This is a genomic window from Pseudoalteromonas luteoviolacea (assembly GCF_001696455.1).
In the GTDB taxonomy this organism is placed as follows: domain Bacteria; phylum Pseudomonadota; class Gammaproteobacteria; order Enterobacterales; family Alteromonadaceae; genus Pseudoalteromonas; species Pseudoalteromonas luteoviolacea_C.
This window is the reverse complement of the sequence record NZ_MAUJ01000002.1, coordinates 1-21,908: the sequence shown is the minus strand read 5'-3', so window position 1 is coordinate 21,908 and position 21,908 is coordinate 1. Positions and strand designations below refer to the sequence as shown.

Genomic DNA, 21,908 nt, shown 5'->3' with positions numbered 1-21,908 from the left:
TTCACATATGTACACTTTCAACTTATATCATTCAATTACACTATGAGCGTCAGTATGAAAGTAAACACACATTACCCAATCGCAGAGAAGGTACTGTTAGAGTATAAAATCAAGATAGATTCAGATTTTATTGGATATAGAAATCACGTGATGCGCATGCTGAACTATTGCCATTACTTACTGCCTGAAATAGATGAAGTGCAAAGTAGAAAATTGCAAATTGCCGCCGCTTTTCATGATATTGCGTTGTGGACCCATGATCGAGTGGATTATTTGGTGCCGTCTTATAATGAATGTAAAAAATACCTAATTGACAAAAATATGGAAGATATCTCTGAGGAAGTGCAAATCATCATTGATATGCATCATTTGATAGGCACGTACCAGGGTCCATATGAAGAATTAACAGAAATATTCAGAAAAGCAGATCTTGTGGATTTTTCCGGCGGTTTAATTAAGTTTGGTATTGAACCTAGCTTTATTAAAGCCGTTAATTCAGCCTTGCCCAATGCAGGATTTCATTTAACCCTCTTGCGATTTACCTTCAAACAGCTGTTGAGAAAGCCTTGGGATCCCCTACCGATGATGCGCCGTAAAAACTTATACAATAAGTCATCTTAATTAGTGAGTAAACTGATCTTAAAGCGTCGTTCAGGCGCTTGCTCTACCTGCCAATGTACACGCTACGGTGATGACACAGCGCATTACTAGAATAAGTGTATGCTTATGCAACAGATACTCAAACTATGGCCTGATACCCTTATCATTTAATTAATAACTTTATGTGATACTATTGCGCTTGGCCGCTGATTTTACTTGTTTATTTAGCCGTGATAGTGAGAAATAACGAATTGTGGGAACAATAACTGCGGTATTTTTAGTAAAACCTCTACTTATAAAATTTATATAAGCCTCATTAGGAAATCTGTTGTTGTATCGACTAATCACATTGTTGTTATGTCTTAGTATATGTTGTTTTGTTAAGGCTCAAACTACCTCTTTAGAAGACTCTGTTTTTGAAGTAAAAGCGCAATTGTTATACAAGGCCGATTGGCAGAGTGTATCAGCGCATACTCTACCATCGGGCAAGCCAAAGTTAGTTGAGTCAAACCAAATAGATTTAGATCAAGCGATACAGGCTCAGTGGCATTTTGTCAGTAAGTTCGATTTCAAAGACAATGTCAAAGCATTTGACGTCATCCCGAATGTAACTTTTGAAAAAGTACATCAAGAGAAAGCGTTTAACCACTGGAGTAAAGTGAAATCGGCTCAATACGAGCTCAATACGCTATCCGACATTAGACACTTTTCCCCTCGCCAAGGGTTACCTACCGGTGCGGTTTACGCGGTGGCGCAAGATGGTGAAGGTGTACTGTGGCTGGCGACAAATGGTGAAGGTGTTTGCCAATACGTTGCAGACTATTTTAGGTGTTTTACCGATGTACACGGCCTTAATAACAACCGAATATGGGATATCAAAATTAAGCCGAGCGGCTCGCTCCTATTGGCTACAGACAGAGGCATAAACGTTTTTGATGGTAATCAGTTTCACTCGCTCACAATAGACAACAATGACTTTAAAGATAAGGTGAATCACGTCGAGACGTTAGGTGACGCGGTTTATTTCTCGACCGATACTGCGTTATATCGTTACCAAGGAGGTACGCTAGAAAAAGTCGCTAAAGATCTAGGCAAAGTGAGAGATTTAGTGGCTGATGGAGATGATCTTTGGATTGCTACCTCAGTTGGACTGCATCGCCTCTCAAAAGGACGATTGTCTTCGATTGTTTTTGACCATGCTTGCAACGGTGCGGTATCCGCGATTGCCAGCTCAACGCAAAGAATTACTTTTGCTGTTTCAAATCTTGGCATTTGTACTTTGGATAAGAATGAGCAAAGCGTAAACCAATTAACGGGTGTCAGTACGCTCAATGTTAAGGCATTACTTTTTGACGAAGCGGCGGATACACTATGGATTGGTGATGACAGCAAGGGCGTTGTTAAAGTAAGCAGTGGTAGTGCGTATCTTTACAACAAGCAAAATGGCTTAAGTGACCAACATATACGTGGGCTGATGAAAGATGCACAGGGGCATATCTGGGTGTCTACGTATGGTGCGGGTATTAATAGAATTAAGGAAGATGGCTTTCGATTATTGACCAAGCGCAGTGGCTTGTTACGAGAGCGAGTCAGTGCGTTAGTAGCCATCGATTCGCAGCTGTGGTTAGGCCAGTATGGTACTGGAATTCAAGTCTTAGACAAAGGCAAATGGTTGAAACCCAGCCTTGAGTTGTTTAATCAATATGTTCACGCTATCTCGCAAGATCACCAGGGCCGAGTTTGGGTCGGCAGTAGGCAGGGGGTTATGGTTCTTGGTGAAGACCGTGTTGCTCATCTTTGGCACGATCAAGGTTTACAAGCGAATATCATTCACCAAATTATCAGCACCCCGAGTAAATGCACGTATATTGCGACTGAAAAAGGGCTTTATAGAAGCTGTAACGATACGCTGCAGTATCTAGCATTAGACCAACAAGAGTACGTTATTGATGTGTTTTCGGACAAGAATAACCGAATTTGGTTTGTAACCAATGGCGGTGGCACTTATTTCGTAAAAGATGATTCTGTGTACAGGCTCAACGAAGCAGATGGTTTACCCAGCGATTGGGCATATAGTATTGCGCAAAGCAATGACAACACCATGTTCATTGGGTCTCGTAGAGGCGTCTTTGCACTGCAAGAGCAAGGAGATGCTTGGTTAGGCAGACATATTGGTATGAAAGAAGGGCTAAGCAGTCATATTGTATTAGGGCTAAAAGTTCTTGAGGACTATTTGTGGGTAGGAACAGAACGAGGAAATAATCGACTGCGTACGGCAAACCTTTTTGATACCCAAAAGCCTTTGGAGCTAGACTCATTTGTTTATGATAACGGGTATTTGGCGGTTGATGCCACGCTAAATACAGCGGTGTACTTAGATAACACATTCTATTGGGGGTCCAGTAGTGGCGTCACGTACTTTGACCCGAGAAGGCTAGAGCTAAACGTAAGTTTACAAAGTCGGATCTTAGAAGCATTTTCATTAAGTGGGACCCGTTCACACGCCCATGCACCAAATGAAAGCCCAGCTGAAAAACGCGTTGAGTTTTCTCCTCAAACACTGCAAATCTTTTTCAAATTCAGTCACAATGATTGGGCGGCACCAGAGAGAGTTATATATCAAACACGTTTATTAGGGAGTAGTGAGGTATGGAGTGAGCCAGCTCCTTTCAGTGAGATCACGTATAACCACCTAACACCAGGCCAGTATGAATTTCAAGTAAGGGCAATAACTGCAAATGATATCGGTGAGATCACAAGCTACCCGTTTACACTGTTGGCACCTTGGTGGCAGAGATGGTGGGCATACACATTTTTGTGTTGTACGGTTGTTTTGCTCCTCTATTACGCAATTAAATGGCGTTTTAGTTTCTTAGCGAAACAACAACGCATTAAAGATAGAGCAGAGTTTTCCGAGGCACTGTTAGAAAGGAAAAAACAGTTGTTAGCGGAAGTATCTCACGAAATTCGAACCCCACTGAGCGTGTTGAAAATGTCTATCGAAGGTCTGGAATATAACCTCCTAGAAGACACCGAAAAAACTTATCAACTGCTGCATCGCAGGATCGGGGATATTAACTTGTTGGTCGCTGATATTGACCAGTTAGCCAGCACCGAGTTAGATGAGCGAGCGCTTAACTTAGAAGATGTGATTGTAAAGTCATGGTTAGAGTCATGGTGTAATGATGCCAGAGCAAGAGTATCGCAATTACAGGGCTATGATTTTAAATATCATTTAGACTTATCTAGTACAGTTAAGATAAGTGCCGATAAAGACCGACTTACGCAAGTCCTTACTAATCTATTGTCTAACAGTTTAAGGTACACAGCGTCACCTGCAAAAATTGAACTAGCAGCGAGTTTGTCTGAGCAAAAATTGTTGATCACCATATCAGACAGTTCACCCGGTGTATTGAATACCGAGCTTGAGACTATCTTTGAGCGTATGTATCAAAGTGAGAAAAATAAGTCTCTGTACAAAGGTGGTACTGGATTGGGCCTGGCTATCTGTCAGGATTTAGTTGAACGACATGGCGGCAGCATTGTTGCAAAACATAGTGAATTGGGTGGGTTATCCATAGTAATGACGTTAGACACGTTGGAGTAGCTAGATTAGTCGCAAGACTTAGCTGAATAATCAAAGGGCACGAAAAGTGCCCTCTTTATCTGATTCACGTTGTTTGGTGGTTTAATCTGCTTTGAAAGCCAAAATATCCCCTGGTTGGCACTCTAAATAGTTGCAAATTGCGGCAAGTGTTTCGAATCGAACCCCTTTAACTTTGCCGCGTTTAAGCAATGATAGGTTTGCTTCTGTGATACCAATGGCCTTGGCCAGCTCTTTGGACGATACTTTGCGCATGGCCATCATCACGTCTAGGTTTACGATAATTTCCATGGTTAAACAAACTCTTTATTTTCGTCTTCTAGCGCTTTAGCGGCCTTGAGTAGGTGCGCAACAATAGCAAGGAGTACCAGTGTTGTAAGGTATCCAAATTCTATCTTAACCACGAGATCTGTTGACTCATAAAATTTTGAATGCCACATACCCATCGCGAAATTAAGCACGGTACCATACAAGATGGCGATAATTTTTGTCCAAACAAACCCAATGTAACAACGAAATGATGTGTGACTGAAAAAGTCGCCTTGTTGAAATTCTAAGAGCAACTTGTTCATCCAGTAAATGCTAAAAAACACCAAAAACAGTGTTGGCGCAGATGCAAGAAACAAGATGGTGCGACTGACCTCATTTGATTCCCATAACGTCATAAAAGGTCTGCTATCGATGTATCTTATTTGGCCATTTATCAACAATTGATAACTCATAAAAAGTAAAACAATCGCAGAAACCCCCAGTATTGACCATCGAACGGTTTTACTGAGTTTTTGTACTTTATATGCGTACGGTGACATGCATAGGCACTCCAAAATTAAACTATGGCAATGGTAACACATAAAATAATTGCTGTAAAAAAACATAAAATTATCGTTTTACAATAATAAATATTCATGCAATGATGTTTTTAAGTTGATTACGGAGTATCTCACTATGACAGACAAATTTTCTTTGATTAAAAAGTCACTAATTAGCGCTGCAATCTGTTCAGGCTTATTACTAACGGGCTGCGGTACGACGACGGACTCTGCTCGGCCAGCAGAATTTCAAGCAGCTGAAAACGCACTTATTCCAGTAGAAGCTATTTTCGATAAAAGTGAGATTCATGGTGTCTCTATGTCGAAGGACAGTAAATGGATAGCTTTTATGAAAGTCCACGAGGGCGCACAAAACTTGTTTGTAGTTCCTCAGAATGGCACGTTAAATCAGGCGGCACCGCTTACCAACTATCGTGACGGTGTAGATGGGTTTCAATGGTCTACGAACAGTAACGAGCTATTTGTGTTTAGGGACAATGAAGGCAATGAGAACAGCCAAATATTTAGGCTTAGCTTTGAAGACGATTTGAGTCTTACACCGAAACTTGAAAGGTTGACGCCTCATGACGACGTTAACTATGGTTTTCAGTCGCAATTAGAGGCCTCGCCTGATGTGCTGGTTGTTGATGCAAACCATGATGAAAGAGGCCGAATCGATCTTTTTCACTTAAACATGAATACGAAGCAAATGACCAACGTATTCATTAATGAATTGGGTTTTTTTGCGCAGTTTATCGATGATGAAGGCCAAACAGTGCTCGGCGCTAATTTAAACAGAGATAATTCCAGCACGCTATATAAGCTTAAGGACGGCGATTGGGTTGCCGTGATGACTTCTTTGCCCGGCGAGAGCTTTGATTTTCATAGCTATGATAAAGAAACAAGCACAGCATATATAAGCGCCGATATTCAAGGTAGAGATAAGCAAGAATTACTCCTAGTAGATTTAACAAATGATAAGATAACAACTGCTCATAAAGACCCGATTAGCCAATCTGATTTACATCATGTTGTGTTTGATAAAGCGGGGAAGCCTTTGATTGTTTCGTATTACGGCGGTCGGTTGAGAAATTACCCGCTCACAGACTCTGCTAAGCATGTGCTATCCGAAATTAATGCAAGCTTTAACGAAGACGTTGATATTTTGGTAGATAGAATTGATCACGCGCAAAGTCAGTGGCACATCTCTGTATCTTCCTCTCAAAGACCAAAACGAAAATTTGTATACTCGGAAAATACTAAACAATTCATCGATTTACTAAATCAAACGCCAAAAGTAGATCCTAGTCTACTTGGTACTAGGAAAAGTATTACATATACCGCGTCGGATGGTCAGCAGATACAAGCTTATTTAACATTACCGCGAGAAGCAAAAACAGATCTCCCTTTGATTGTGCTACCTCATGGCGGTCCTTGGCATCGAGATTACTGGGGTTACAGCAGTAATTATTTTGTCCCTTTTGCTCACTTCTTTGCAAACAGAGGTTATGCGGTATTGCAGCCTAACTTTAGGGGTTCTCTAGGCTTTGGTAAACGATTTACGATGCAAGGTGAACGTAATTGGGGCACTGGTTTAATGCAGCAGGATTTAACCGATGGGGTTAAGTTTTTGATTGAACGAGGAGTTGCTGACCCTAAACGCATCGGCATTATGGGAGCATCTTATGGAGGCTATGCTGCCCTTGCTGGTACTACATTCACACCTGATTTATATCAAGCAGCGATATCATACGTAGGGCCTTCTAGTTTGATCACGTTAGTTGAGTCTTGGCCTGAAGTATATCGTCCTTATTTAGGCACTTGGTTTAAAGCAGTCGGTGACCCTTTAATCGAATCTGATAGACAAGATATGGCATCACGATCACCGATTAATTTTGTAGATAGAATTAAAACACCGTTAATGTTGATTCAAGGCGCAAATGACCCGCGCGTTACGCAATTAGAGTCTGACAATATCGCGAGGGAATTACATAAGACAGGTAGAAATGTTGAGTATATTTTAGCTAAAGATGAAGGGCATGGGTTCAAAAAGCACGACAATAAAGTTGCCACAGTTATTGCGATGGAAGCTTTCTTTGCGACCCATTTAGGTGGGACTAAATCGAAGAATGTGGACGCAAAAATTCAAGCACATCTCGCTTCTCTGAAAGTAGATACCAGTAAATTATAACAATATAGTTTCACAACCAACTTAAACTCCAAGGTCAGCGTCATGCTGGCCTTCTTATTTCAACATTCATACAAAATTGTATCTCAGCGATCATCACTAATCGGTTACACTGTAAAAAAAGACAATTAACGATGATATGAAAGTACTTATTGTTGAAGATGATTTTGATACCGCTGACTTCATTAAACGAGGACTTGAGCAAAATGGCGACACCGCTCATCATGTTGGTACAGCGCAACAAGGGATGGTACTGGCCACTAGCGAAGAATTTGATGTAATCATATTTGACCGATTACTGCCAAAGATGGACGGCATAGATGCTGTACGTATTTTGAGAGGCAGTAATGTTGTTACACCCATTATCATGTTGACGGCGTTAAGCGAAACGGCTGATCGCGTATCTGGTTTAGATGCCGGCGCTGATGACTACTTAGTAAAGCCATTCGACTTTTCGGAGTTATATGCAAGGTTGAAGGCGCTTACACGCCGAACGCCATTAAAGCAAGAAGCCCTGTCACTGAATATTGCTGATCTGCGTTTAGAGCGCACTGCACGTAAAGTGTCGAGAGGCGGTCAAGCGTTAGATCTAAATCCGAAGGAATATCAAATTCTCGAATATTTAATGTTGAATCCTGGACAACTGGTAACCAAAACCATGTTATTAGAAAAAGTATGGGGCTTTAATTTCGACCCTAAAACGAGTTTGGTGCAAACCCATGTTAGTCGCCTAAGAAATAAGGTGGACAAGCCTTTTGACACTGAGTTGATAAAAACCATTCGTGGTTGCGGGTACATTATTTCTGATCATGATTAACCTTTTAAAACCTTATAACTTTAAACATGCACTTTTTCTGACGAGTGTGATAACGGTGCTTTGCACTGCCCTATTCGCTTTATGTGGCAGTGTTTTGATTAATTCAATTTCGAAAGAGCAAGAAAGTGAATTGACTGAATTAACAGAAGAACTTAAATCGCAATATGAAGAACATGGATTAGACTGGATACTAGACGATTTGGAACTTGACGAAATGCCTATTTGGAATCGTAGTCAAAGTTTAGAACGCTTAGATGAGCATGATAATTTGTTTAAAGTCGTACAATCTGGCCAATTGTTGCTCGGGAGTCAGCTAAGTTTTGCGGCACAAGAGACTGCGAAGTGGCAAACCTTGCGCTTTGATAGCGCTCGGCAGTTTGAGCTTTTAACTATTCGGGTTGATTTAGACGAGTCCTTGTCGGTTACGATTTTGCAGCCGAAAAGCTATGAAAGTCGTTTTATTGCAGCTGCAATTTGGCAAGTGTATTTGTATTTTGTAACCCTTTTTGCGATAAGCCTGTTCGGCCTCTTTATTTATATTCAGGTTCGTGATCAAGTAAAAAGGTCCAGTATCGATAAGCAGCTACTAGATATTGCTAAAGCGCCAGACTCGGTTCGCTTATCCGTGCCTAAGCACGCAAGTGGTGATAGAGATTTGGCAAAGAGCATTAACGAGATGCTAGATGAGATAACCGATTTACACGGTAACATGAAGACCATGTCAGTGGGTATTGCGCATGACTTGAAAACACCGCTTTCGAGAGTGGCCAATCGCTTGCAAAGTATGCAGCATGATATTAATGACCCACACCTAATTGAAACGCACCTAAACCATGCGAGCAATGATTTAAATGCTGTCATTTCAACCTTCAATAATTTGGTTCGTCTGAATAGTATTGAATCAGGCCAGCACAAAGAAAAGTTTGTAAAGCTTAACCTATCTGAATTGATCTATGACTTGGCACAGAGTTATTTGCCCGTGTTTGAGGACTCAGGTCGCACACTCGAAATTTCCACAGTTAAAGACGTGATCTGTTTTGGGGATGCTGATTTACTCAGCCAGCTCATTTGTAATTTGCTAGAAAATGCACTTGAGTACAGCAACTATGATGCACAAGTGTGGCTGCGTTTGCAAAGTCATACGGGGTCAGCGCTATTACAAATTGGGGATAATGGTCCGGGTATTGCCAAAAGTGACCAGCCTCATGTTTTTGAGAGGTTCTATCGTGCAGATATCAGTCGCTCTAAACCAGGAAACGGACTCGGACTTAGCATTGTTAAGGCGATTTGTCAGGTTCACGGTGCAAAACTAGACCTGCTACCCGGACAAAAGGGCGCGGTTTTTAATATTGAAGTCCCAATATCCACATCATAATTGCGAACTATACAATTTTGTATGCTTCTTGTATGAGAAGTGTAAAACACAAAAACGGGATTTGGCTCTACACTTATGACAGTGATAACAATAAGCATGGGGCCAGATCATGACAATAAAAAGTACCATCTTGCACTATACCTTTGTGCTATTTTTCAGCTTGTTAGTCGGCTGTGGTGGCGGTGGAGGTAGTGAACAAAGTAGCAATGGTGACGTTTCGAATAGCACATCAACTCAAAGTCCTAATACGGGTCAAGATAATACCAATAATAACAACAACCAAGGCGGAGATACCTCGGGCGATGATAATTCAGGTCAAGACGGTTCAGACCAGAGTGGTTCCGACCAAGATAACGGAGATCAGAGCGATTCGACTCAGTCTGACGACACTTTTTCATCAAAACAACAAGTTTCTCAGTTCATACAGCAAGCCACATTTGGTGCAACACCTGCGCAAATTGTGTCCTTACATGAAAAGAGTGCGTCTGAATGGTTTAAGGCCCAAATGGAACAACCTGCTAGCTTAGTTTTGCCTTCGGTAGTTGCTGCGGCACCAGATGACCCGGACGATGGATTTAACTTATTTCATATTGAGCAGACCTCCCTTGCTTTTTGGCGAAATAGCATTGCAGGAGAGGATCAACTCAGACAGAGAATGGCGTTTGCGTTGTCTGAACTCTTGGTGGTTTCAAATGCAGGCGGTGAAGTGCTAACAGACATTCCAGAAGCCGTTGCTGCCTATCAAGATATACTGATTCAAAATGCCTTCGGTAACTACCGTAGTATTCTAGAGCTGGTGACTTACTCTCCTGCAATGGGCCACTACTTAACTTACATGGGCAGTGAAAAAGGCAACGAGCAAACCGGCAGGATGCCTGATGAAAATTACGCCCGAGAGCTACTGCAATTATTTACATTGGGTATCGTCGCGCTGAATAAAGATGGCAGTGTGCAACTGAATAGTGAAGATGCGCCAGTGGAGCTATACAACAACACCGACATTACAGGCTTGGCCAGAGTGTTTACCGGTTTAAATTTGAATGAAGACGATCCCGAAGAGCTCATCAACACGCGATTTACCAAGCCGATGCAAATCTTTCCTGAATCACACTCAGAAAAAGATAAAGTATTTTTAGGTTTGACCATCCCTGCTGGAACGGGTGCAAAGGCCTCTATTACACAGGCATTAGACCATATATTCAATCATGCGAATCTAGCGCCTTTTGTGGGTAAGCAGTTAATTCAAAGGCTTGTTACTTCAAACCCAAGTCCAGAGTATATCTCTCGTGTGGTAAGTGCCTTTGAGTCTGGAGTCTATGAGTTACCAGATGGTTCAAGTGTCGGGTCATCAGGTCGAGGCGATCTCGCAGCAACATTCGCTGCAATTTTGTTTGACGAAGAAGCTCGAACACAAGCAGCTGACAAGGGCGGTAAAATACGCGAGCCCATTTTACGCTTTACCCATTGGGCAAGGGCTTTCAATGTGGAAAATATTGAACCTCAATATATTCCACAATTATGGGAAACAGGCGCAACAGCAGATTTAGGACAACACCCCTACCGTTCTCCGAGCGTGTTTAATTATTTTCGTCCGGGATATAAAGCGCCGGGCAGTAAAAGTGCCGAACTTGGTTTAGTGGCGCCTGAATTGCAAATAACAAACGCAAGTTCCATTCCCGGCTATATAAACTTTATGACCTACTTTGTAATGGGTCAGCAACAAGAAGCCGATGTCGATGAACTAAAAGAAGAATTCGATGAGATAGGTGTTGAGTTCGATCTCCAGAAGGCGTTGCAGAGTTTTAGACCCAATTATGACCCACTACTAGAAATTGCAGACTCTCCTACTGAGCTAGTTGCCTATTTAGACTTGCTATTATGTGCTCAGCAGCTAAGTGATCAAACAAAACAAAATATCACGACTGCGTTATCCAAAGTCCCAAGCGATGAGGATGATGGCCTTTTGCCTCGTGTTCATTTAGCAATTCTTATGGTGATGTCTTCGCCAGATTACTTGGTTCAAAAATAGGAGGTAATACTATGAATAGACGTAATTTCTTGAAAAGTGCGAGTGCAAGTGTAGTGGCTTCTTCTATTTTGAACATGGGAGAGGTATTGGCAAACACTGCGGTAGAAGGTGATGAGTACCGAGCATTAGTATGTGTATTTTTATATGGGGGAATGGACAATCACGACACGGTTATTCCATTCGATACTGACAGCTATAACAAATGGGCACAAATTAGACAGCCATTACTAAATCAGTACACAACCAAACGTGATTTGGCGGGGTTAAAACCAATTAACACGCCAGCGAGATTTGCAGGGAGGCAATTCGCCTTACCTCCAGAAATGGCGGGGATCGCAAATTTATACCAGCAAGGCAAGCTATCAATTGTAGGTAATGTTGGCCCTTTGCTTGAGCCTGTGACTGCAAGCCAAATACAGGCTGAGACCGCCAAGTTACCATCAAGGTTATTCTCGCATAATGATCAGCAAAGTACTTGGATGTCTGGTAAAGCGGAGGGGGCGCAGTTTGGTTGGGCTGGCAAGCTCAATGATGCCTTGATTAACTCTGGCGCACAGCAGGCGAATACGTTCTCTGCAATCACAACTTCAAGCGCTGGCTTGTTAGTCACAGGTACAAACACCACGCCTTATCATGTAACGGACGGCAAGGCCGCAACCATTGATGTGTTAGCACAGTTTGCTGGAAATGATGAGGTGCAAGCTCACTTTAGTGCACTTGGACATCAGACCGATAACATCCTCGAACAAGACTTGAGTGCAAAAATAAATCAATCTTTTGAAGCCAATGCAATGTACAACCAAGCGATTTCTGGTCAAACGGTTAATATTGCAGAGTTTCCAAAAACGTCACTTGGTCGTCAATTAGAGTCTGTTACAAGAGCCATTGCAATTCGAGAACAACTGCAAACCAAGCGACAAATTTTTGTGGTTGCGATGGGCGGGTTTGATACGCACTCTGAACAAGTCAGAAGCCTCCCTAGGCTACAGGCCGCGCTTGATGGCGCACTGACCGCATTTAATGGCGCGATGGAAAGCATGGGATTAAGTAATAATGTGACGCTTTTCACCGCATCTGATTTTGGTCGAACATTGGCTATTAATGGTGATGGCACCGACCATGGATGGGGAGCTCATCACTTTTTAATGGGAGGGGCAATAAACGGCGGAACGATTTTCGGTGATATTCCTCAAGCTGAGTTCAATCATGAACTCGATGCTGGTAGCGGCCGTTTGATCCCCACCATGGCTGTGGATCAATATGCGGCCTCATTAGGGCGTTGGCTTGGGTTGGACGATACAACGTTAAACGATGTTTTTCCAAACTTGAGCAAATTTGGTCAAACCCCTAATTTGTTTGCTTAAAACGCCAAGCTATATAACTGCGCCCATGCCGGCGCAGTTATATAATATTAAAACTCCGCTACAGGCTATTTTCAGCCGCTATTTGGCGCCAAAGTAATAAATACTGAGTAAGGTTGTTACTTTTCAATAAAAAGGTACACTGGCTCTGTTCATCTAATGGTTTTGGAAAAATAGATAGCAGGGGCGAAAATGGGGCATTCGATTCTAAACAACCTAAGACGATTTGAAGATTATCAATTGATATTAATCGGTTGGCTCTTTGTGCTGGCTGCAGTATGTCTTAATTGCACGGCCCACAGTTTACTCATTGCAAAAGAACAAGTAGACATCATTTCCTCCATAGGTTGGTCTTTAAAGGAGTTTGGTGTTTGGCTTGTAATGACTCCCCCTATTTGTTTTGTCTTGAATGCGTCTCGCAATCAACAAAGACCGATATTAAATTATGCGGTGACAGGTTTTTATGCAATTGGCTTTGCACTATTTGTAAGTACATTTGTTGATGTTTACACTGAAGAGTTGCATTGGCAAGAAAGCTTGTTTTATAGCTGGCACAAGCATGTAATTGCCTTTGTTGCGATTGTCGTTGTGTGGAAAATGATGCGTAGGATTGACGGAGAAACGCAGCCCGCTTCAAATACACCAGCACATACGCACCAGTTACAACTAAAAACATCTAATGCACCTTGTTTGCCAGCTTCAACCTATGAACAGGCGCCGTCAAATCAAGGCAGTCAAAGTGTACTGAAGTTAGATAACCCAAGCATTGAGCTTAATCACGACGAAGTCTACTTTGTTCAAGCATGTGGAAACTACCTTGAGATCAAAACAAGCAATAATGTACACCTTGTTAGGAAAACGCTCAAAGAGCTGGAGCAGTTGCTTGATGATGGTCAGTTTGTGAGATGTCACCGCTCGTATCTTGTCAACCTGTCTAAGATCCAATCACTTAAGAATCATCGCTCGGGCCATGGTGATTTATGTTTGTCGAATGGCGAAGTGGTGCCTGTTAGCAAAAGCAAACGCGCCACAGTGCGTGATGCCCTTAGTTAAGCCCTACATTCTGACTTCGCCCATACCTTTTACATTTATTAGCGCTAGATTGCAGTTCTTTTTAGCACTGAAATCTGCCTCTGCAATTAATGACAAATAATGCACTTTATTCACTGTTTAACTAAACATTGCGAGTACCGGTTAATGGCGCTTTTGCCTTTTCAAAAAATATATCTATAAAAATCAATGAATAGCTATTGGGACGAATGGAGGATGTTGGTAAAACGTCCCAAACTTAATCCAATGGCCCCTGCTCGCTTTATTTTGCTTCGCCCTGTCATTAGGCTTTGTTTAAAGTATCTAGGTAGGAACACACTATGACAAATACATCCTTCTCTTTAGCGACCCGCTCATTACATTGGCTGGTCGGTATAACTATGTTGAGCCTAATCATTGTTGGTATTTATATGGCTAATTTTGAGGTCTGGGCATTATATGACATACACAAAAGCATGGGAGTTTTGGCGCTGTTACTGATTCTCCCCCGCGTAATTTACAGGCTCATTCAAGGCTTCCCAGAAGCGAACAGTGCTCATAGCCAATGGGAACAGAAAGTGTCTCATTTAGTCCATTGGGTTTTGCTCATTGGCACCTTAATGATGCCAGTAAGTGGCATGTTATATTCGGGCTTTGGTGGCTATGGCGTTGATATTTTTGGTTTGTCTTTAGTCAGTGAAAATGTTGTTGATGACAGTATTGTGCCATATAACGAGTCAATATTCGTAATTTCTAAAGCAAGCCATTGGGTAATTGGCTACTGTTTGAGTGCTGCAATTTTGCTTCATGTTGCTGGCGCAATAAAACACCACGTCATTGACAAAGACGACACTTTAAAGCGTATGACAGGCAAAGTCTAATACGCGCTGTGTATTGAGTTTATTAGCGCCTGAAAATGATTTAGGTGCAATGCTAACTCAAGCAAAGTGCGCTATCGTTTATTCATCAAACTGATTTCGGATTTTGCTTATGGTTTTTACTACGAATGCCGGAAGCTTGGCGCTTATACTCATTATCGTTGCGATTTATCTGTTATTTTGGGTCGGTCGCAAGCAAAGAGAAAAGTTGAAAAGCCACAGAAAAAACCAAAAAAATGATTAGTTTGGGGGTATTTGTAATTTGTTCAACATGACAAGACGGCGCTTAATTAGGCGAAAAGAAGGCATAAATCACATTGAGAATAGACGTTCATTTAACCCGTTACATCTGATCTTGTCAGGCGCTCTAGTAGTAAAAGTACCAACTCGCGTTGGAAATATTAAAATCCAGCAGGAGTATTAAGGCTAATGATTTTTGATAAGTTTGCTTCTGGTTTGCAAGCTAACTCGGTCTGCATGAGCTTGCTCAAAAAAGTAACTTTTATCAGCGACACTCGCAGTTATTCTGAGTGTAAAGTTGAACCTGCTTTGACCACATACTTTGCACTCAATCCATCAGAGCGATAGATGTTTCGGATATCAAACACTTGAAATAGTTCTTCAGCGGTTTTACTACGGTGGATATTAGCTGTACAAAGAAAGAGAGTATTCATTGCGCTTCATGTTCAAAGATTTATAGCCCAATTATAACAAAGCCCCGCTAGTTGCGAGGCTTTCATAGCAAAAACAGTATCATGGAATGCAGGCTACTTATACAGCAACCCGAGCAAGCCTTCATTCCAACAAGACTTATAAGAATCTCCCTTTACATAACGATCAAATTCTTTTTTGCTTACTATCAACTTAGAAGTGCTATTACCCTTATTTAATTCGATAATAAAAGTCGAAGTAAGACCTGATTGTCTGTCTATCTTTTTATCGATAACTTTCCCATCAAAACAAGTTTCTGTCTGAGTACCTACATTTGCGTTAATTACTAATACATATCCTGTTGTCATCAAGCATAGGACTCCACTTTTAAGAGTTTTATCAATAAAAAATGATAACGCTCTAATAGCCCCGTGAGTCTTAAACACACGCAATGTGTACGCAATAACTACAATGGCTATTACACTGCCCAAATACTTAAACGTGAACCAAAAAGGAATATTTAATTGATAGCTGTAACTAAGTATTGGAAAGATTCCACCAATACAAAACACGACAGCTAAAAAACTGCCGTATTTTGTTAATATGTTACTAATAGGTAATGATTTTTTCATTTATTGTTGTTTGTCTTTCTCTAGACTTTTCGCGACTTCATTTGCCACAGCTTGTGTTCCCACATTAAGTGTATCAGCAACTACAGTCGCGATTGCAGTACCAGCAACAGAGTTAACTGTTTTTGTCCCAGTGGATGCTAAAATCGCCCCCGCACCTGCTCCAGGAATTAATCCACCTGCCGCTGAAGTCGCAACTTGAGTCATATTTACTTCCTCTGCTCCTCCAACTATCTGCCCTGCGGCATTTGATGCCCCAGATGTCGCAGCCATTTTCAACGAGCTGCTCCCCATTGTGCTTAATGCACTTGAGGCTGAACTAGCTTTAAATGACATATCAGCAGCCTTTCCAAAACCAACTAAGCTACTTCCTCCAGTAACCCCTGCCAGTAAGCCTATTCCTGCACCTAAACCAGCTCCTTCCATAGTGGCCCCCCAATCACCATCACTTTGCATATAAGAAGAAACACCACCAGTTATAGCGCCTACAGTAGCTCCGATTGCACCTAATGCAAAATTAAAAAATTCACCGTCTGGGTCTGTATATTTATAAGGATTATTATTTACATACATATAACGGTTGAACGACATAACAGGGTTTTTAGCCGTATAACCAATAGGATCATTCGAATAAAACCTCCCTATAACCGGATCATAGTATCGTGCCTGCATATACATTAGTTACATATACGATCCAATAAAATCTGTAGCAGCCTATTTACTCATCGAGATTGACAACATTCTCTTCTCCGAACCACTCCTTCGCTGTTTGCAGCACCAATTGCGTTGGATTGGGAAAAAATACCGCTAATTTTTCTTTTGCGCGAGTACAACATACATAAAACAGTTTCTGGGTACGCTGTTTTACGCTTTCATTTCCTGTTTTTTCAAATAAGTATTTAAAGTTATATTGGTTCCAACGTCCGTTATCTAATACCACTAATACATTGGGGTATTCGCTACCTTTCGTTTTGTGCTGTGTAGATAAAGGCAGAATACCTTCTAAATATTCGTATACCCTTCTAAACTCAAAATATTTAACGTCACATACTTGTTTGAACAAATAAAACTTATTTGCTTTAAACTCTTCAAATTTGTCATCTTTCACAACTAGTCCTAGCTCGTCCGCCAGTTCTATCGCTTCGCCTATAGTAACTTCATCACCCAAAACAAATGAACGAATAGCGTCATTTAGCACTGCTTTACCCTCGGTTGACTTAACTTGAAAGTCAGTAGCCTTTATAAACTTATTAAACTGTTTTGCCTGATATAATCGAACGCAATTTTCAATTTTGAACAGGTGACGAATTAAGTTATCTCTGTTAGAACCTGGTTTGTCTGGATCACCAATGTGGCTTTTTTTATCATCTAGTAACTGTTCTTTGTCAATATATGCTTGTGCTATGTCTCTGAAGGGCTGTTGTTTTGCTAACTCAAAATAATTGGTATGAGCAGCTATATATTCTCTTTGAGCTGGAGTTGGCGCAGGGGCCTTCACATGAGTTATTACTTCAGCTAGTGTTTTGCCGTCAGTTTCAAACTCTGGGGCTTCTTCTTTAAGCCTATTTTTTAACCTCTTGGCATAATCGCGGATTTTATCTTTATCATAAATTCTCATTAGCTCTGGAAAATCAGCTTTTTGAGATATTAAGTTATGAGTCAAATTTAATTCTTTTACTTGCTCCGTATCGTCAAAATCCCAGCCTAAATAATTCCTGGCCTTGTGTAATTCATTTTCTTTTGAATATAAAAACTTTATTTCACCGAGCTTTACATTACCTGAGTTGTCAATATTAGGGGCACTTTGATCGTTCGAAGGCTCTTGCACGATTTGATCATGGCGCAGCTTATTGGCTAGATCGATAACACTCTTTGGATTTCGTCTATTTTGTTTTTTGAGCACTTCATGAACTTGAGGTGGATATGTTGAGGTGTACACAAGCAAATTTCCAACGCTCCCTTCATAAATAGATTGCATCGCATCACCAAAAAATCCAATAACGTTTTCTTTATTCGCTTTGGCAAGGTATTTCAACAAAATATCAATCACTTTAGGGTCTGTATCTTGGTACTCGTCAACAAGAATATGCGGGTATTTATCTTTAACTATTGCACAAAGCTTTTCATACTTTTCAAACATTTTTGCGGCCAAAATAATTACTTCGTCATGAGAAACGATTCCTTTTGCTAGCCTTAAATATTCTTTATATTGAATAGACTCCACCCTTGTGGCTATATCTTCAATTACATGTCCTTCCGGTAGTTTAAATCTTGACTGCTCTTCATCCTCTAATAACTCTATAAAAGTTTCTATAAGCTCTTTTTGGAAGTGCTTAATATTACCCCATAGAAAATCATGAATAGTAGATGTATATAAGTTTTCACTATCGATTCTACTCTCTATTTCTTCAACGGCGGCATTTGTATATGTGATACAAGCGACATTAAACGAAGGGTTTTCCAAAAGAACACAATTCAATACTTCTACCAGAGAATAAGTTTTTCCGCTGCCTGCACCACCACTGAGTAAAAAGTTCTTTTTTTCTCTAATTAGCTCCATGATGCTATTGGATTCTTCAGAAATATCCCGTTCTGTTAATTTCGAAGCCATAACAACCCCTCCTTAATGTAAAGAGGAACTTGCCAGTTCGAAAATTCATTGCCTCCTGCATTAGGTTTACTATGAAGTAAAATCTCAATTGCTAGCGAAGGCTTACTTCCAACTCCTTTTTCTGCAAATTCATATGCATCAATATTTCCATCCAAATATTTATTTAGCCACTTTTTCGTAAGCGATGGGAAAGCGTCATGACCAAGCTCCAATAGAGGCTTATTAATGCTAAAAAAAGCATCCTCATAGGATCTAGCAAAATAACCTTGCTCCTCTGTTTGATAAACTATTTTGAGAAAACCACCATCGTCTTGTTTCCAAGTATTATCTCTCCCTGACTTATTTAAAGACTTTTTGTCAAACTCAAGATTCTTGTAAAATTCTAGTTCCTTAGTGCCGAAGTAAAAATCAAGTGAACTATTTGATGTTTGTGAAGCATCAGGGTCGGATGGTTTACACTTTTCTCGGCTCATTTTTTCTGGGTCATCGTCATCAGGTACTTCCTTGTTACTGTCAATATCAGTGATTACTAGTGACTTGATACCTAAGAACTCGATGAACTTTTCAAAAATTTGTGAATGAGCACCAACCTCAACTATTGAGACATTTTGAGACAGTAAAGGAAGTTCATCTTGATTTGGCTCCTCCATATCTATTTTTTTCATCATCGCAGGTAAAACAATTCGCTCTGTGTCACCTTCGATAAATATGGCTTTGTCTGCAAAAAATAATTCAGCTCGGTTTAGAGTTAAATACTGTTTAAGAAACTTGTACCTTAACTGAAGAATCTCATCCTCCCTAGCGTCCTGACTTTGATATCGGGAGGCTAATTCCTTAAGGTTTTTAGCAACTACTCTGTTTGAAACACTGCACTTTTTCAGAAACTTTATGTCATCAAAATCACTTTCAGCTACTATGTGCGAGGAATGTGTTGTAATAATCGATTGAAGCTGGATAACTATGCCATCTTCTCGTTTCTGATTTTCTTTAAGTAGCTCTTTGATATTGTTTATAAAAACATACTGCATTTGTGGATGAGTGTGGGCTTCAGGCTCTTCAATAAACAAAACGTTCACCGCAGCTGGCTTTTCGGAAAGCGATCTTCTCAACCTACTCATAAGCATTTCTATTTCAAAAATCATGCTTATTAGGTTCATATAGCCTAAACCATTGTAGTGCTCTGGGAGTTCATGATCTCGGTGGGCATACATAACAGTCGTATTGCCCTCTAGAAGTTCTCTATGTTGAAGCGTTGAAGCAACTCTGATATCGGTTTCTGACGGTGATAACCCACCAAATTTACTAACTTTCTGAATTACTCCATCAAACATTTTTTGATAAATTCCACCTAGAACCTCATCAGTTTTTCTAAGTTCCTTCTTGAATTCATCGGAAGCTTCTATTTGTTCTTCCGACTCATCAGCTTGTTTATATAAAGTCGATGTTTGGTTAGATAGAGTTTTATCATTCTGTTTATTGGTTACACTACGTTTTGCACTAATAAACTGAATAGAAACAATGTCCTTTAAATTAATCCGCTCCTTCTGTAAGTCAATAAACTGGCTTTCATCATCAAAGAGAATACTTTTTTTAATAATCCGACCAAAATAATCGCTATGCTTGTCTTTCAAGAATAATTTGGGTTTATTTTCAAATTTATCCGCTGCATCCAGATAATCAGCTTTTAGTTGAGAAAGCTCGTTATATTCCGCTAAATACTCAAAAGAAAGAATAATATTATCGTCTTCTGGATCTAGGTTCATAATCACTTGACTCACTTGAGATAAGTCATCATTAAGATCATATTTTATATATAGCTTTAATCTTATCCCCAGCGGCACAAAACTTTCTTCAGGCAGTAACTCTAATTTTCCGTCAAGGTATGCTTCCAGAAAAGAGCGTAAGTCAACGTTAAAGTCTTCATAATTAATTGAGTTGCGTTCAGATTGAATTACTAACTTGTCCAACGCAGAAAGGATTGAAGTTTTTCCGGTGTTATTCTTTCCAATTACCAGTGATAGGTCTTTTTCTAAATTTAGCTCAAATTCCTTTAGTAACCGAAAGTTATCTATCGTTATGCGCTCTAGTCTCACCCTTCCTCCTTGAAAACCGAATAAAATAATTATTTATCAGCAATTTAATACTTAAAACTAACACAAAAGATATGTCTTAAAAAGAATTTATAAAGCTAATCAAACAGTCCACTATCGCCTTGAGCAGATGGATGTGTTTCTGAATACACGGCACTTAATTTAGCTCTGCTAACATGGGTATATATTTGAGTGGTCGATATATCTGCGTGCCCAAGTAACTCCTGCACATACATTAAGAGCTTGATAAGAGCTTGACACCCATCTTTAAGAGCTTGACACCCATCTTAATTTATACCACAACTACCCCTCGACATTTCTCAAAGCAGAAACAAACCACTAAAAATTGCTCAATTCGCTTTGAACCTTTGATAAATTGCTTAACTTGATAACTTTATCGGGATTTCAGACATGACTAACCACGTATCTTTTAAAAGTCACGTTGAAATTGGCGTGTTAATGTATATTAAGGACTAAGCGAGCAATTCACTACACTGAGTGAGATTGCCTCGTCGTTTTAACTTTAAGTGCTCGCAATACTTTTGTTTAGCATCAGGCCTACCCACTGAACCTTTAAACACCTTGGTAAACTGAGTGGTGAGCTTTAACCAATTCTCTGGTTGGATATTGAGTCTTGCTAAGATGGGCTGAGCGTCTGTGATAAACCCACATTTATCCTCACGTATGCATCGACCAGTTAAATCAACAAGCTCTATATAGTATTTGAATTCAAATGGCAGGCCTTTTGGCATGTGTTTTCTTGGGTTACCTGCAAAGCGCATAAGTGACTTAGGTTGTTTACCCGCTTTTGCTGTTTCAATACGTTTTTTAATGCTGGTATGCTCTGATTCTTCTGGCGTCTCTGCCATTTTGGCTCTTACTGGATTCAAATCCACATACGCTAAACACGCTGCCAGCGCGGCTTCATCTAACAAAGCCTGAGATTTAAAACGCCCTTCCCAGAATCGCCCTGTACAGCCATCTTCTCTATTGGCTTTGCGCGCGATATCTTCATTTAGCGTGCGCATAAACCAGCTTATATCAGCTAGTCGTGTTCGGTATTTGTCTATTAACTCTGACAGTAAACAACGCTCTGAATTGGTCAGTGAATCGCCATTGATAAACTTATGCGTCAGCCAAGTCCCTTTAAATTGCTTGTGCCAGCGTATAATAATGGCTTTATCCGTTAGACGTTTTGCTTTTTTATCATCAACATATAAAACAATATGCGTATGGT

17 protein-coding genes are annotated in these 21,908 nt (G+C 40.5%); 9 read left to right on the top strand and 8 right to left on the bottom strand.

Going from position 1 to position 21,908, the window contains the following annotated elements:
- Positions 1 to 54: 54 nt before the first annotated feature.
- Both A7985_RS08725 and A7985_RS08720 read left to right on the top strand, forming a co-directional pair.
- On the top strand, positions 55 to 621 hold the full coding sequence (locus A7985_RS08725) for an HD domain-containing protein (RefSeq protein WP_065790079.1): 567 nt from the start codon (positions 55 to 57) through the stop codon (positions 619 to 621).
- Positions 622 to 928: 307 nt separating this feature from the next.
- Positions 929 to 4,207, top strand: coding sequence for a two-component regulator propeller domain-containing protein (locus tag A7985_RS08720; RefSeq protein WP_065790078.1), 3,279 nt, complete (start codon positions 929 to 931; stop codon positions 4,205 to 4,207).
- An 81-nt stretch (positions 4,208 to 4,288) separates the two neighbouring features.
- Here A7985_RS08720 and A7985_RS08715 read toward each other — a convergent pair whose 3' ends face one another.
- Both A7985_RS08715 and A7985_RS08710 read right to left on the bottom strand, forming a co-directional pair.
- Positions 4,289 to 4,495 (bottom strand): helix-turn-helix domain-containing protein, encoded by a 207-nt coding sequence (locus tag A7985_RS08715; RefSeq protein ID WP_065790077.1) that lies wholly within the window; start codon positions 4,493 to 4,495, stop codon positions 4,289 to 4,291.
- Between the two features lie 2 nt (positions 4,496 to 4,497).
- Entirely contained in the window at positions 4,498 to 5,013 is a 516-nt protein-coding gene (locus A7985_RS08710) for a DUF2975 domain-containing protein (RefSeq protein ID WP_065790076.1), read from the bottom strand.
- A gap of 136 nt (positions 5,014 to 5,149) precedes the next feature.
- Here A7985_RS08710 and A7985_RS08705 point away from each other — a divergent pair, with 136 nt between their 5' ends.
- The 7 genes from A7985_RS08705 to A7985_RS08675 all read left to right on the top strand — a co-directional run bounded on the left by A7985_RS08705 (position 5,150) and on the right by A7985_RS08675 (position 14,693).
- The gene (locus A7985_RS08705) at positions 5,150 to 7,204 is read left to right on the top strand and encodes a S9 family peptidase (RefSeq protein ID WP_065790075.1); all 2,055 of its coding nucleotides are present in this window, start codon (positions 5,150 to 5,152) and stop codon (positions 7,202 to 7,204) included.
- A gap of 136 nt (positions 7,205 to 7,340) precedes the next feature.
- Positions 7,341 to 8,018, top strand: coding sequence for a response regulator transcription factor (locus tag A7985_RS08700; RefSeq protein WP_065790074.1), 678 nt, complete (start codon positions 7,341 to 7,343; stop codon positions 8,016 to 8,018).
- 94 nt (positions 8,019 to 8,112) lie between these two features.
- On the top strand, positions 8,113 to 9,393 hold the full coding sequence (locus A7985_RS08695) for a sensor histidine kinase (RefSeq protein ID WP_176716712.1): 1,281 nt from the start codon (positions 8,113 to 8,115) through the stop codon (positions 9,391 to 9,393).
- 109 nt (positions 9,394 to 9,502) lie between these two features.
- A complete protein-coding gene (locus tag A7985_RS08690) occupies positions 9,503 to 11,422 on the top strand; it encodes a DUF1800 domain-containing protein (RefSeq protein WP_081310483.1) in 1,920 nt (639 codons plus the stop codon).
- Positions 11,423 to 11,433: 11 nt separating this feature from the next.
- Positions 11,434 to 12,786 (top strand): DUF1501 domain-containing protein, encoded by a 1,353-nt coding sequence (locus A7985_RS08685; RefSeq protein ID WP_065790072.1) that lies wholly within the window; start codon positions 11,434 to 11,436, stop codon positions 12,784 to 12,786.
- A gap of 189 nt (positions 12,787 to 12,975) precedes the next feature.
- Positions 12,976 to 13,836 (top strand): LytR/AlgR family response regulator transcription factor, encoded by an 861-nt coding sequence (locus A7985_RS08680; protein ID WP_065790071.1) that lies wholly within the window; start codon positions 12,976 to 12,978, stop codon positions 13,834 to 13,836.
- Between the two features lie 317 nt (positions 13,837 to 14,153).
- On the top strand, positions 14,154 to 14,693 hold the full coding sequence (locus A7985_RS08675; RefSeq protein WP_065790070.1) for a cytochrome b: 540 nt from the start codon (positions 14,154 to 14,156) through the stop codon (positions 14,691 to 14,693).
- A 518-nt stretch (positions 14,694 to 15,211) separates the two neighbouring features.
- On the opposite strand, the gene A7985_RS26430 is transcribed toward A7985_RS08675, so the two are convergent.
- The 6 genes from A7985_RS26430 to A7985_RS08650 all read right to left on the bottom strand — a co-directional run.
- Positions 15,212 to 15,364: a hypothetical protein gene (locus tag A7985_RS26430; protein WP_176716711.1), complete on the bottom strand. Its 153-nt coding sequence runs from the start codon at positions 15,362 to 15,364 to the stop codon at positions 15,212 to 15,214.
- A 93-nt stretch (positions 15,365 to 15,457) separates the two neighbouring features.
- Complete coding sequence (locus tag A7985_RS08670; protein ID WP_065790069.1) at positions 15,458 to 15,973, bottom strand: hypothetical protein; 516 nt, start codon at positions 15,971 to 15,973, stop codon at positions 15,458 to 15,460.
- A complete protein-coding gene (locus A7985_RS26885) occupies positions 15,974 to 16,648 on the bottom strand; it encodes an RHS repeat-associated core domain-containing protein (RefSeq protein WP_065790068.1) in 675 nt (224 codons plus the stop codon). It lies immediately after the preceding gene.
- 40 nt (positions 16,649 to 16,688) lie between these two features.
- Positions 16,689 to 18,581 (bottom strand): UvrD-helicase domain-containing protein, encoded by a 1,893-nt coding sequence (locus A7985_RS08660; protein ID WP_065790067.1) that lies wholly within the window; start codon positions 18,579 to 18,581, stop codon positions 16,689 to 16,691.
- Entirely contained in the window at positions 18,566 to 20,674 is a 2,109-nt protein-coding gene (locus A7985_RS08655) for an ATP-dependent nuclease (RefSeq protein WP_065790066.1), read from the bottom strand. Before A7985_RS08655 ends, A7985_RS08660 begins: the two co-directional genes overlap by 16 nt.
- A gap of 470 nt (positions 20,675 to 21,144) precedes the next feature.
- Positions 21,145 to 21,908: transposase (locus A7985_RS08650; RefSeq protein ID WP_065790065.1), on the bottom strand; the 764-nt coding region annotated here is incomplete at its 5' end.